At 53.9% G+C, this 13,217-nt stretch carries 11 protein-coding genes and 1 pseudogene; 7 read left to right on the forward strand and 5 right to left on the reverse strand.

Features of this window, described 5'->3' with window-relative positions:
* The first annotated feature begins 138 nt into the window (after window positions 1-138).
* Window positions 139-1,287, forward strand: coding sequence for an IS4 family transposase (locus tag JN12_RS16010; protein ID WP_145024577.1), 1,149 nt, complete (start codon window positions 139-141; stop codon window positions 1,285-1,287).
* A 137-nt stretch (window positions 1,288-1,424) separates the two neighbouring features.
* Here JN12_RS16010 and JN12_RS16015 read toward each other — a convergent pair whose 3' ends face one another.
* A complete protein-coding gene (locus JN12_RS16015) occupies window positions 1,425-1,778 on the reverse strand; it encodes a helix-turn-helix domain-containing protein (RefSeq protein WP_145024579.1) in 354 nt (117 codons plus the stop codon).
* 58 nt (window positions 1,779-1,836) lie between these two features.
* Window positions 1,837-2,127, reverse strand: a pseudogene (locus tag JN12_RS16020) (type II toxin-antitoxin system RelE/ParE family toxin); the annotation flags it as partial.
* A 188-nt stretch (window positions 2,128-2,315) separates the two neighbouring features.
* Here JN12_RS16020 and JN12_RS21235 point away from each other — a divergent pair.
* From JN12_RS21235 to JN12_RS16050, 6 genes are all read left to right on the forward strand, one after another.
* Complete coding sequence (locus JN12_RS21235) at window positions 2,316-2,591, forward strand: hypothetical protein (RefSeq protein WP_170241973.1); 276 nt, start codon at window positions 2,316-2,318, stop codon at window positions 2,589-2,591.
* A gap of 229 nt (window positions 2,592-2,820) precedes the next feature.
* Complete coding sequence (locus JN12_RS16030; RefSeq protein ID WP_145024583.1) at window positions 2,821-4,056, forward strand: ATP-binding protein; 1,236 nt, start codon at window positions 2,821-2,823, stop codon at window positions 4,054-4,056.
* Window positions 4,057-4,326: 270 nt separating this feature from the next.
* Window positions 4,327-4,917: a hypothetical protein gene (locus JN12_RS16035; protein ID WP_145024585.1), complete on the forward strand. Its 591-nt coding sequence runs from the start codon at window positions 4,327-4,329 to the stop codon at window positions 4,915-4,917.
* A 15-nt stretch (window positions 4,918-4,932) separates the two neighbouring features.
* Entirely contained in the window at window positions 4,933-5,697 is a 765-nt protein-coding gene (locus JN12_RS16040; protein ID WP_145024587.1) for a formylglycine-generating enzyme family protein, read from the forward strand.
* A 106-nt stretch (window positions 5,698-5,803) separates the two neighbouring features.
* Entirely contained in the window at window positions 5,804-7,270 is a 1,467-nt protein-coding gene (locus tag JN12_RS16045) for a fibronectin type III domain-containing protein (protein WP_145024589.1), read from the forward strand.
* A gap of 87 nt (window positions 7,271-7,357) precedes the next feature.
* The gene (locus JN12_RS16050) at window positions 7,358-8,719 is read left to right on the forward strand and encodes a hypothetical protein (RefSeq protein ID WP_145024592.1); all 1,362 of its coding nucleotides are present in this window, start codon (window positions 7,358-7,360) and stop codon (window positions 8,717-8,719) included.
* 149 nt (window positions 8,720-8,868) lie between these two features.
* Here the strand turns inward: JN12_RS16050 and pap are convergent, their stop codons facing one another.
* The 3 genes from pap to JN12_RS16065 all read right to left on the reverse strand — a co-directional run bounded on the left by pap (window position 8,869) and on the right by JN12_RS16065 (window position 13,212).
* Window positions 8,869-10,356 carry a polyphosphate:AMP phosphotransferase gene (gene pap / locus JN12_RS16055; protein WP_145024594.1) on the reverse strand — a complete coding sequence of 496 codons (1,488 nt, stop codon included), beginning with the start codon at window positions 10,354-10,356 and terminating at the stop codon, window positions 8,869-8,871.
* Between the two features lie 2 nt (window positions 10,357-10,358).
* Entirely contained in the window at window positions 10,359-12,131 is a 1,773-nt protein-coding gene (locus JN12_RS16060; protein WP_246125892.1) for a SulP family inorganic anion transporter, read from the reverse strand.
* A 409-nt stretch (window positions 12,132-12,540) separates the two neighbouring features.
* Window positions 12,541-13,212 carry a VPLPA-CTERM sorting domain-containing protein gene (locus JN12_RS16065; protein ID WP_145024596.1) on the reverse strand — a complete coding sequence of 224 codons (672 nt, stop codon included), beginning with the start codon at window positions 13,210-13,212 and terminating at the stop codon, window positions 12,541-12,543.
* Window positions 13,213-13,217 lie beyond the last annotated feature (5 nt).

Genomic DNA, 13,217 nt, shown 5'->3' on the forward strand with positions numbered 1-13,217 from the left:
TCACTGGTGTCCGGAATAATTGAGTTTGGTTTTCTGTAACATTATGAGTTCTTTGAAAAATATCGTAATTGTTCATGTCGCCGATTTCAATTTGCTCTGAAGTCTGGCACTGTTACCCGAAAAATTTCGGGAGCGGCTATGAATTCAGGTCAGATGATCTTCGCGCAGGTCATGGACGTCATGCCTCTGAAGACGTTCCATCGCTGTGTTGAGCGCTATCAAGGCAATTTCAGCGTCAAGCATTTCAACTGCCTGGAACAGTTTGCCCAGCTAACCTACCGTGAAAGCTTGCGGGACACTGTAACCTGTCTTCGTTCCCAAAATAGCAAGCTGTATCGGATGGGTATCCGAAGCAAGGTTTCCAAAAGTACGCTCGCTGACGCCAATGAAATTCGGGACTGGCGTATCTATGCCGACTTTGCCCAGCATCTGATTGGCGTAGCCCGAAAGCTGTATCAGAAAGATCAACTGGCCATTAACATCGAGCAGACGGTCTATGCCCTGGATTCCACAACGATTGACCTGTGTCTGTCCGTATTCCCCTGGGCTCACTTCCGCACAACCAAGGCGGCGGTTAAGCTGCATACGCTGATCGATCTCAAGGGGAACATACCGACGTTCATTCACATTTCCAATGGCAAGCTTCACGATCTCAACATCCTTGATGAATTGCCTGTTGAAGCTGGTTCCATCTATGTCATGGATCGCGGGTATGTAGACTTTGAGAGGCTCCACAGAATCACCAGAAATCTGGCATTCTTCGTAACCAGAGCAAAATCAACCTTCAGCTTTGAGCGCATCTACTCGCATCCGGTTGATAAGAGCACCGGTCTGATTTGCGACCAGACGATAAAGCTGACGGTACCGGCAACCGCGAAGAAGTATCCGGATAAGTTGCGTAGAGTCAAATACCGTGATCCGGAAACCGACAAGGTGCTGGTCTTTTTAACCAACAACTTCGAACTGCCGGCAAAGACCATTGCCGATCTTTACAAGCAGCGCTGGCAGGTGGAGCTCTTCTTCAAATGGATCAAGCAGAACCTGCGTATCAAGACCTTTTACGGCACGTCGGAGAATGCCGTAAAGACCCAGATATGGATTGCCGTAAGCGTTTACCTCATGGTTGCGATTATCAAGAAGAGGCTGAGAATCGAAGCCAGTCTCTACACAATTCTACAGATTCTGAGCGTATCGGCTTTTGAAAAAACTGAACTAAACCAGCTACTTACATTTTGTGATTACGAAAGCAAAATTACTCAAAAACCTAACCAGTTGAATTTGTTCTAAAATTATTCCGGACACTAATGACGGAAAATCATTTGTGAAGGTCATAGATCGATAGTTCCGCTCCGCACTCAAAAATCTATAGTCGTGCCGCTCATACCTCTTGATAACAGAATAAAGCTCCATTGCACGATTCAGAGTTATGCGTAGGTCACTCGCATATGTCCATGGCCATTTTTCTTACGGTCCTTAACCACAATATCGACATCACGGCCAAGAAGCGTCAATAGATGACACAATTTTTCCAAAGAAAAACCTCTGAGAACCCCACGCTGAATAAGGGAAACTTTAGGCTGCGGAATCCCAAGGATTTCCGCAGCCTGTGTCTGCGAGAGATGACGTTTATCTATAATATTGTTAATCTTCATGGCGAGGGTACTTTTTACCTGCAATTCTTCAGCGTCAGGTAGCCCCAAATCAGCAAATACATTTCCAGTGGAGGGCGTTACGATAATTTCTTCTTCTGATCCCTCTCTCACTCTTCTCTCTCTCATTCTTATAATCCTCGTTTTAGTCGAATAGCGCCCGCCGAACAATGGGCCATCGATTGTCTTAGGCGTCTGCCAAATCCTTTGCTTTTCTGAGGCGATCCTTAATGAGATCAATTACAGATTTCGGAGTTTCAATCCCCTTCTTCGCCTTTTTCTGAAAAGCATGCAAGACGTAAATTTTATTACCAATTTTTGCAGTATACATAACTCGGTATGTATTCCCATCGTGGCCATCACAAATTTCTATGACCGTTGTTGCTCCACCGCCAACTCCTTTAAGCGGTTTGGCATATGAAACTTTACCTCCCTCTTGTGCGACATGGAGAGCATGCCCCATGCTTTGTCGCGTCTCATCGGGAAAACTTCATCTAAAAAAATATGCTGTAATCAAAGTAATCGGAATCGGGACCGCTGGTGGGACCATCCTTGAAAACATAATGCAGGATCAGATTGATGGAATTGACTATATTGCCGCTAACACGGTCCCCCAGGTGCTGAACTTGTCATCTGCTCCCACGAAAATACTACTTAAAGGAGGAGTTGGGAGCGTCCTCAGTAGATTGTGAATCGCGTCAAGAAACAATCAAACAAATCGAGTTAGCAATCGGAGGAGCGACTATAGTCTTCCTAATCGCTGGCCTTGGTGGAAATACTGGCTCGAATGCATGTCAGCTATTTGCTGAAGTTGCCCGTTCTCTCGGTATCTATACTGTTGCGATTGTAACGCTTCCGTTTGAACATGAGAGTCTCTACCGCAAGACCGTGGCTAAAGCCGGAATTATCAATCTGCGCAACCTGGTTTCGATTCGGTGTTAGTCATGCCCAACGATCAAATATGCAATCCAGCTGGTAGAGGAATTCTCGATGCTTTTAAAGCCGGTGATGCCATCATTAGTGCTGCTCTGCAATCATGTATCCGCAAGGAACCGGGTATGCTTCGGTTATCAAGCTGATTATGACCCGTTTGCTACTGTCAGTAAAATAGTATTGCATTACTAATAAATGGCATATAAAATAGTTTTTAAATCCTATTTTGAGTTTTGCAATGCTTGATGACCTCATTCCCCTGAGCCAGACTTTCCTGAGAATCCGCAACCGAGATTTTAAGCGGTATTTTCTGCGCGACCACCCACTGCCTAACCGGTTCTCAATCATCATCGGACAGCGCGGTATCGGCAAAACTACGGTCATGATCCAGCACCTGCTGGAGAAGTATAACGATGACCGCTCAGGCAGTAAAGCTCTCTATATTCAGGCAGACCATTTTCTGGTTGCCCGTTCGTCTCTGTACGAAATAGCCGATGAGTTCTGCAAGATGGGTGGCGAGCTGATCTGCTTTGATGAAATCCACAAGTATCCGGCATGGTCCATGGAACTGAAAAGCATCTGTGACACCTTCCCGGGCTTGAAGATTATCGCATCTGGAAGCTCTGCCCTGGAGATCGCCAAGGGAAGCCATGACTTGAGCAGGCGGGCCATTGTATTTCAGATGTACGGGATGTCCTTCCGTGAATTCATCGGCATGAATAACGGTATTTACTTTGACGCGCTGCCTCTTGAAAATTTGCTGGCAAACCATCAGGAATCAGCCGATTCAATCGTGGCAGAGCTTGATAAAAATGGCCTGAAGGTTCTTGCACTGTTCAGAGATTATATGGAGCATGGCTATTACCCCTATTTCAAGGAATATGAGGATGTGAGCCATTTCTTCATGACTCTTGAGCAGAATATCCACACCACCCTGGAATCCGACCTGCCAGCCATCCACCAGTCGCTCAATGGTTCCAGCATCCGCAAGATTGAAAAGCTGCTTTCGATTATTGCTTCACTTGTACCCTTTACCCCGGACATGAAACACCTTAAAAACCTACTCGGGATCGGCGACGAGCGCACTCTCAAGAGCTACCTGAAATTTCTTGAAGACGCCGGTGTAATTCTGTCAGTACCAAAGAGTGGCAAGGGGCTGCGGGAAATGGAAAAGCCGGAGAAGATTTACCTGAACAACCCTAATCTCTATCACGCACTTTCACGCACACGTGATCCGGATATTGGCGCAATGCGGGAAACCTTTTTTATGAGTATGCTCCGCACTACACATACTGTGTCAGTTCCATCAAAAGGCGATTTTATGGTGGATGACTCGATCATCTTCGAGGTGGGGGGTAAGAACAAGGATGCAGGCCAGATCAAGGAAATCGAGAATGCCTGGCTGGCGCTGGACAATATTGAGACGGGGCATGGCAGGCGAATACCACTCTGGCTATTCGGATTCATATATTGACGGGGCCTTATGATAACCCGAAGGTCACAGGTTCAAATCCTGTCTCAGCAACCAATAAATTCAGTGACTTGCACATAGTGCAAGTCACTTTTCGCGTTTTTCTATCCCAAATTGTACCCCATTTGACCAAAGGAGTAATCACAAGCAAATATTGTCAATTTTGTTGCAGAAACGCCCTCCAGATGTAACGAACCCCTGATAGTATCCTGTCGCTTTCAAATCCTCCCCAAAATCTACAATCGCAAAACGGTACCCCCGGAGATTAGAGCCATGCGAATTACCAACCTTGTCCTGACGGCGCTACTATTGACGGCTGCAACCACCGGCACAGCCGGAGCGGCATTGTCACCCGCAGCAGAAGGGGTGAGCATTGAATTTTCTGAGAGCGATTCCCCATCGAACCTGCAACTCATGCAAGCCCTGGATGAGACAAATCAGTCCGGGCTGAACGAATCGGTTCTTAGACAGCATGCGCGTTCAGCATTGCCAGCCAAGACACCAATGGCCGGCAATTATGGCCACGAAGGCGCCGAAATGGCGCTCATCGTCGGTGATCATGATAGTACGGGTTTCAACGCCCGTTATCCGGCACGCCGAGGCGCTGATCCGGAGTCGACAAGCCTGGCTGCGGCAACGGGTGGTACCCATTCGGTCGGCAGTGGGGAAATCAGTGGCGCGAGTGCCCCGATAGTCGCTGCCAGCAGCGGCTCTCCCGTGTTAGCAAACTCACCGATTATCCCACTGTCCACTTCCCCTGCTCCCGGACAACAAAATGTACCGTTGCCGCCGACAGCCATCCTGTTCGCCTCAGCTTTGTTCGGACTCCCGGTGACCCGTCGCCTTGGCATGTTCGGCCAGTAACGGACTGTGGGGCGTATGATGAGGTTTCGCGAACGCTGGCTGCTGTCGGCATTCTTGTTGGTCTTCTTCGGCACCAGACTGCTTGCCGCAACTCCCCCAAAGGGTTCGGAGATACCGCTCACCTTCGTCAAGGGGGGGTGTTTCTCAATGGGGGATTTTTCGGGCGAGGGGGGCGCAGATGAAAAGCCTGCGCACGACGTCTGTGTGCGCGATTTTTATCTCGGTACCTACGAGATCACGGAAGGCCAATGGCGGAGCGTCATGGGCTCGTTGCCCGGTCCGGCCCAGGGTGCCGACTATCCCGTTACCGGTGTCAGCTGGAATGATGCACGTGAGTTCATCAAGAAACTGAATGCACGCACCGGCATGGACTATCGCCTGCCGACCGAGGCCGAATGGGAGTTTGCAGCCCGCGGCGGCGGCCTGCGCCAGAAATATGCCGGCACCAGCAACCAGAGCAGCCTGAAGGATTACGCCTGGTATGGAGACAACAGCGGCGGCTCGCTCCAGCCGGTGGGGAAAAAGCTCCCCAACGAATTAGGCATTTACGATCTGAGCGGCAATGCCTGGGAATGGGTGCAGGACCGTTACGACTCCTACTATTACCGCCAGAGCCCCAAAGACAATCCCCAGGGCGATCCCTTCGGCGTCAACAGGGTTCTACGGGGCGGCAGCTGTACCAGCGAAAGCGGTCAACTCCGTACTTCGTACCGCGACTATATCGCACCGGACGTGCATGCCGACGGGATCGGCCTGCGCCTGCTGCTGCCAGCACGTTGACGACAAAACTACGATCAGCTCCCCTGACAGAAGGAATGCGGGTCCCGGAGCCAAGATCATTCTGGACAAGATGCCAATACACCATCCACCCATAAGGAGTATCAGTATGAAGCACGTTTTCTCGACCATCAAAGCCGCCCTGCTCTGCGGCGCGCTTGTTCTCGGCCTCTCCGCCTGCGGCGGTTCGGGCTCATCTTCGACGACAGCCGCCACCTCGACCAGCAAGGCTGCATCGTGGGCCAATGTGACGATCGCCTCGGGCAACAAGCAAGTCACCCTGAGCTGGACCGACACAACCATTGCCGCAGGCTCGACGTCACCGGCTCCCACCTACAACATCTACTACGCAACCGCTCCCGGCGTTAAAAAAAGCGGCGTCGGGTCCGGGGTAACGAAGATCAGCAACGTGACGAGCCCCTACGTTCACACCGGGCTGACCAACGGCCAACCTTATTACTACGTCATCACGGCGGTCTCCACCTCCGGCGTGGAAGGGGCCGAAAGCAATGAGGTCTCCGCCGTCCCCCAGGTAAACAAACCCGCAGCACCGGTCGGGCTCAAGGTCACTGCCGATGACGGCCAAGTGACCCTGGATCTTGTCGATTCGACAGGAGCCCATATCACGCCTCCCACCGGAACAACGTACAACATTTACTGGAGCCAGTCCGGTAACGTAACCCTGGCCAGCAACAAGATCGGCAACGTCACATTTTCAAGCACCGGGTTCACCCACACCGGCCTCACCAACAGCACGCCGACAAGTCTCTCCACCTATTACTACGCGGTCACAGCCCAGACCGTCGACGGCGAAAGCGATCTGAGCCAGCAAGTTTCAGTGACGGTGTGGCCACAATCCAGCTTTGCTGCCAAGAACGCCATCTTAACGAACAACTCCACCAGCACTAACGGCAAGCCGAGCATCCCGTTCAAACTCTCCGCCTATGCTGGGAATCAGCAGGTGGCACTGACAATACCGGCCAGCACTCAGCTCAGCAATCCCAATTACTATTTCAAAGCAAAAGACAATTCGATTACGTACGATAGCACAACTACAAAGATTCAATACAATGTCAACTGGACTAACGCCATATTGAGCACCAGCGGTACGATCACCATTTCGGATATCACTAAACCTTTTGTCCACCAGGCACTAACCAACGGCACCTCATACTGCTACACCGTTTCAGCCGTTGCCACGCCGTCGGACTTGAACACCTTCAACCCGGCATTCGCAAGTGCAGTCCTGACCAAGGAATGCGTCACCCCGACGGCCAAGACCGCCGCGATTCCCTCAGGCCTTACCGCGGCGACCGGTAGCCAGCAGGTGGCCCTGAGCTGGAACAAGGACAAATCGGGCTATGCCAACGTCTATTACAACGTGTACGCCAGCAGCACGGCAGGAATCGACACGGCGACAATGATCAACAATAAAGGCAAGTACCTCATCACCAGCACCACCAACAGTTCGTTCCTCCACTCCGGGCTTACCAGCGGAACGACCTACTACTATACGGTCACCTCCGTGGCCGAGGGGGAGAGTGCTCCCTGTTCTCTGGTAGCGGCCACCCCTTAGTACGCCCATAGCAACCGCATAGCGTCACATCCGGGGGGAGACGGGCATTGTCCGCTCCCCCCTTTTCATCAAAAGCAAGGAGTCGTTATGAAGTACTTGCAGCATTCCTGCCGCGTTATTGTGGTCTTCATTCTCTCCCTGTTTCTCACCGCCTGCGGCGGTGGTTCCGGCACCACTTCCCCGACGGCCCAGACAACCGGGTCGCTGCTCGAAGGGGTCGCCGCCGCCGGCGCTCCACTCACCGGCACCGTCTACATCACGGACTCGTCCTATCCGACAAAGAAAACCAGTGCCCCCATCAACCAGGACGGCACCTTCTCGGTGGACGTCTCCGGCCTGACCTCTCCCCTGCTCGTCAAGGCGGTCGGCACTGCATCCGGCAGCGCCGTTACCCTCTTCTCCTTTGCCATGGCACCGGGGAGCGTACAGGTGAATCCCCTGACCGACCTGCTGGTCGCCGGCGCGTCCGGCACCCAGCAGAGGGCCGACCTCTTCGCGCTCTATTCGTCCCACAACCGGGCCAGTCTGCAGACCGTGGCCAACAAGATGCCGCAGTTGACCGTGAACCTGCGGACCGCGCTCCAGCCGCTCCTTGCCCTGTACGGCGCCGATACTCTCGACCCGTTCTCCTCGGCCTACCACGTCAACCACCAGGGGCTGGACGGACTCTTCGACGACGCGGCCATAAACATTGCCAACGGTTACGTAACCGTCACCAACCGGAGCAGCGGGGCCGTCATCTACTCCGCCACGCTCGACAACCTGGCCAACGGCACCCTGACCAGTGCCAGCCTCCCTACGCCGATTACCTATCCCAAACCGGGGAACATCCGCCTGACCCTGCAGTTGAACGGCCTGCCGACCGGCACCCTGGTCAGGCGGCTCAAGACCACCATCAGGCTCCCCCTGGGGGTGACCGTCGAGCAGGTTAGAGATCCGGCCACGCAGCTGCCGACCGGAACGGCCGTGGTAAACACGGCGATCCCCTCCGGTGGTGCCGGCGGGGCGGTCATCTACCCCCTCCCCTCGCTGTCGGCGACCAACAACGAACTGACCCTGGAACTCTCGTCCCTGAACGGCTTTGTCGGCGGCGAATTCCTCACCCTGCGCTGCGTTGTCTCCTATGCGGCTCTGGCAACTGTCTCCGCCGCCGACTTCACGGTGCTGAAGGCGGAACTGTACGGTGACATCTACAAGCGGCAGAAACTCTCCGGCGGCACCGTATCCGCGGCACTGCTGGCGTTTCCGACCACTGAGGGGAAGGGAGTTTACGACAGACTTTGCAGCGGCTGTCATACCCTGGACACGAACGATACGGTGGGGAGGCCGTCATTGCTTAAGAAGGCGGTGCTCGTCCCGGTCAAGTTCACCTCCGGGCACAGGGGAATATCGCTAACCACCCAGCAGATCGAAGATTTGCAGGCTTTTCTGTCGAATCTGTCGAAATGAAGTCCATGAGGGATGAATCCCCCAGCTACCGGCATTCTGTCCTTTAGGCCCTTTGGGTCCGCGGGGACGAAACCGAAAAACAGGACCTCACCACCCGGCGGATCGAGGATACACAGGCCTTTCTGAGTGGTTACTCCTGACGGAACGCTTCAGGACCTCTCCAAGCACGCCTCTATGGACTGGCAGAGGGTCTTTAACACCTTGATACGCGCATAATTCTTGTCGTTTGCCTCGACCAGGGTCCACGGGGCAATTTCCGTGCTGGTGCGGTCGATCATGTCGCAGACCGCCAGTTCGTAGTCGTCCCATTTTTCACGGTTTCGCCAGTCGTCTTCAGTAATCTTGAAGCGCTTGAAGCCGATCTTCTCCCGCTCGTTGAAGCGTTTGAACTGCTCTTCCTTGTCGATGGCGAGCCAGAATTTGACAATAACCGTATTGTGCCGGACCAATTGTTCCTCAAAATCGTTGATCTCCCCATAGGCCCGCATCCAGTCGGCATGGGAACAATATCCTTCGACCCTTTCCACCAGGACCCGGCCGTACCATGAGCGATCGAAAATGGCAAATCTCCCCCGGTGCGGAAGATGGCGCCAGAAACGCCAGAGATACGGTTGACTCGCTTCTTCTTCGGTCGGGGCCGCAATGGGCGTTACCCTGTAGTGACGGGCATCCAGTGCCTGCGTGATGCGCCGGATCGCCCCACCCTTACCGGCAGCATCGTTTCCTTCAAAGACCACGACAGCCGACAGTTTCCTGAAACGGGGATGCCTGGAGAGAAGATTGAGCTTCCCCTGCCACTTTTCAAGCTCCTTATCATACGTTTCATTTCCCAGCTTTTTCCCAAGGTCAAGCGTCTGAATGATTCGCACCCCGTCGATGGCCAACGTGACCGGCGGAAACGGTTCTTCTTTCTTCGAATCGTTCGTGGAGCCCAATCGTTGTTGCAGGGCCTGAAGAATGACCGTGCCGATGGTGAGGTAACGATAGCGCGGGTCGCTCCCCTCGACAATATGCCAGGGGGCTTCTGCACTGCTGGTGACCCGCAGCATCCGCTCGGACACCTGATGAAACCGGTCGTACAGCTTGAAGTTTTTCCAGTCGGTATCGGTAACCCGCCACCGTGTGCCGGGGTCCTTTTCAAGGGAGTTCAGGCGTTTTTTCTGCTGTTTTTCAGAGAGGTGAAGCCAGAATTTCAGAATTAGCGCACCCTCATCGCAGAGCACCTTTTCGAAGCGAATGATCCGCTCCAGACGCTGGTCGAGTTCGGAGTTCTTGATGTCACCATAGACATTCTCAATCAACGGGCTTGAGTACCAGGTGCCGATGAATATGCCGATCTTTCCTTTTGGCGGGAGATCGCGCCAGTATCGCCACATGGGGGGGCGTTCCAGCTCTTCGTCGGTCAGGTCACGAATGGCGTGGGTTTCGATGTGGCGTGGGTCCATCCATTCATTGAGGATATTGACGGTTTCACCCTTTCCGGCGCAATCGACGCCGGCGATCAGGATAATTACCGGAAACCGTTTTGACTGCAGAAGGTCTATCTGGGCGTCCAGAAGGGCCTCGCGCACTGCCGGCACCTCCCTTTTATAGGTAGCCTTGTCGATCTTGTGACCGAGTTCCGCAGATTCGAACATCGCTATCTCCTCGTTTGTTCATCTTCCCAATCACGCCAGATGACTCGATGCCGGATAATGTAGTTATCCACCGCCTGCCCGATTGTTGGGAAAAAGTTCTCCGTGCCGAGTTTGGTGAAGAGGCCATAGCGCTTGAGATGATCCTTGACCGGGCCTTTCATCTGCGCAAAGCAGAGCTCGATCCCGGCCCGTTGCAGCTCATCTTCCAGTTCGGCCAGTACGTCGGCAGCCGTTATATCAACGTCTGTTACGGGTTCGGCGGCGACAACAATACATCTGGTTGGGGTCGGTGCTCCGGATACTGCCCTGAGTGCCTGCTCGCGGAAAAACTCCGCGTTTGCGAAGAACAGCGGAGCATCCCAGCGGAACAGAACCAGTCCGGGGATCTGTCGTCCTTCAGGATGGCGCGTGATGTCGTGATAGCCCTTCATACCGTCGACACGACCCAGAACCGCACAGTATGGTCGCCAGGCCCGCCAGACAAAAACCAGCAGTGCCAACCCCACAGCAATGAAAATACCCTGTATGACCCCGAGCGAGGCAACTCCCAGAAAACAGACCATCGACAGGTAAAACTCACCGCGCCGCAGGTAATAGAGGCGTTTGACATCGTACACCTCAACTATCGAACTGCAGGCGGAAATGACGATTGCACCAAGGACCGCAGTGGGGACATACATCATCAACGTTGGCGCATAGATCAACAGTACGGCAATGCACAATGCACCTATCACACCGGTAATCTGTGACCTTGCTCCCGCTGCTTCGGCCACCGGTGTGCGCGAGGCACTGCTGCTCACCGAAAAACCTTGAAAGAGTCCGGTAGTTATGTTGGCGATACCGAGGGCGATCAATTCCTGATTGTCATCGACATAATAACCGCCACGCAACGCATAGATTCGCGACAGCACGCTCATGTCGGTAATTGAGACCAGGGCGATTGCCACCGCTCCGGTGCACAGGGTGGTGAATTCGACAACCGTGACATGCGGAAGGCTGAAACCCGGCAATCCCTGTGGCAGCGCTCCGACCACCGAGATATGGGCCTTTGTGTTCAGGTCCAACAGAGCAACAGCCATGGTAGATCCGACCACCGCGACCAGTACGCCCGGGATGCGCGGCGCCCAACGCTTCAGAGCGAAAATAACGGCCAGGCTGGATACTCCAATGGCACACGCTGTCCAGTTGATCCGACCGATGACAATGCCTTTGACAAGTTCGTTTGTTGAGTGGCAAAGATTGCCGCCATTTACGGAAAAACCCAAAACCTTGGGGAGTTGACCAATCAACAAGGTGAGCGCAATGCCGTTCATGTACCCGTAGCGAATCGGTTTGGAAAGCAGATCGGTTATGAAACCGAACCTGGCGAGACCTGCAACCACGCACAACAGACCCGAAATGATGGCAAGAAGTGCGGCGAGTTCCGCCGCACGTATGGCATCCCCGCTGGCCAGTGGCAGTACGGTTGCGGCTATAAGGGCGGTGAGCGCCGAATCCGGACCCAGCACCAGAATTCGGCTTGGCCCGAATACGGCGTACACAAGCAATGGGATAATAGTGGCATACAGCCCGTAGATGGCGGACAGGCCGGCTGCTTCGGCATACCCCATACCAACTGGAGCAAGGAGCGAGGTAAGCACCAGCCCTGCCACAAGGTCCTGAGAAAAGCGGTGGCGACTATAGCGGTTAAGCATCGCCAGGCCGGGCAGCCAGCGGCGCACCCCACGTGTGCGGGTATGGCGGATCAAGGTTGTGGTGGTTTCATGGGCAGGCAATCGGAAAACCTCACACGACACGTGGCTGACAGTGCATTTGCAGCCGATTACGGCATATCTTTAACGTGGATTCGTGACGGACACCACTCCACTTCGCTCCGCGTGCCGCTCGCACCGCCGCTGTACGGCTCATTTCGCTACCGGCCTGAAACTCACCCTAACGGGTTCAGACAATCAGGCCGGTAGCCGCTCCATTTCGCCTACAGCGGCTGGCGCTCGGGCACAGTCGCTCCGTCGGCGCGGCATCCGTCGCGGATTCAGATTTAAAGCTATCTTAGAAACAAGAGGACGTCAATTATCGGGCGCACCAAATAAAAAGGCACACTGGTAAGCATGCCTTTGGTCAATTCCAATCTGTAATTGTGCGAAGCTTTACCGTCCGTCCTCGGGCAAACTTCGTGAAACTGGTTTACCAGGTAAATCCGGACCTTCTCCGCAGAAATCCAAGGCCGGCCAGACCGGAAACGAAAAGCGGCAGTGCGGCGGGAACAGGTGTGGTCAGTGCAGGTGTGACGGTTACTGACGTGGTGAGAAAGCTCCCTTGAATGGAGCCGGTTTTGCCGTCGAGGGATTTGAATGCCAGCTCGAACCTGTTCGGAACAGTGGTGAAATCTGAAACCGAAAACCAAGAGGGTTGAAAATTATTGCCAAAGGAAGTCCCGATGTTTGCGGAGGATATGCCAAACCCGGATGTGGCTGGTGTGCTGCCTGTTCCATTGTCGACACGGTAATACGCGTCACTCCCCGTATCACTGTACTTGTAGAGCAACTGACCACCCAAACCGATAAGCGACAGGCTGTAATCGGCGGTCCCGGAATACCCGACAACGTCGCTGCCGGCAAATCGGGCAGTCGTTGCATTGAGTGTTAGGGAGCCGACCACCTTGTCAACGTCCAGGGGGCTTGGGTTCAGAAAGAAATCCCTTGCGCCGGAGAAATAGTCGGCAGTCGCGGTAAACTCTCCGGCAATGGTGTAATTCGCCTCAGCCGGGGTTGCTCCCGTCATCAGTGCCAGAGCGAACAACAAGCCCCAAATAACCCTCATACGTAACTTACCCCCCAAATCTGTATAGTTAGCCATGCCAT

Origin of the sequence: Geobacter argillaceus (assembly GCF_007830735.1) — a bacterium.
Taxonomy (GTDB): Bacteria; Desulfobacterota; Desulfuromonadia; order Geobacterales; family DSM-12255; genus Geomobilibacter; species Geomobilibacter argillaceus.

Bases quoted from the DNA above. Each gene is read 5' to 3' on its own strand.
- JN12_RS16065 (WP_145024596.1), bottom strand. From the start codon at position 13,212: ATGGCTAACTATACAGATTTGGGGGGTAAGTTACGTATGAGGGTTATT.
- JN12_RS16040 (WP_145024587.1), top strand. From the start codon at position 4,933: ATGATGAGGTTTCGCGAACGCTGGCTGCTGTCGGCATTCTTGTTGGTC.
- JN12_RS16050 (WP_145024592.1), top strand. From the start codon at position 7,358: ATGAAGTACTTGCAGCATTCCTGCCGCGTTATTGTGGTCTTCATTCTC.
- JN12_RS16015 (WP_145024579.1), bottom strand. From the start codon at position 1,778: ATGAGAGAGAGAAGAGTGAGAGAGGGATCAGAAGAAGAAATTATCGTA.
- JN12_RS16030 (WP_145024583.1), top strand. From the start codon at position 2,821: ATGCTTGATGACCTCATTCCCCTGAGCCAGACTTTCCTGAGAATCCGC.
- JN12_RS16010 (WP_145024577.1), top strand. From the start codon at position 139: ATGAATTCAGGTCAGATGATCTTCGCGCAGGTCATGGACGTCATGCCT.
- JN12_RS16045 (WP_145024589.1), top strand. From the start codon at position 5,804: ATGAAGCACGTTTTCTCGACCATCAAAGCCGCCCTGCTCTGCGGCGCG.
- pap (WP_145024594.1), bottom strand. From the start codon at position 10,356: ATGTTCGAATCTGCGGAACTCGGTCACAAGATCGACAAGGCTACCTAT.
- JN12_RS16035 (WP_145024585.1), top strand. From the start codon at position 4,327: ATGCGAATTACCAACCTTGTCCTGACGGCGCTACTATTGACGGCTGCA.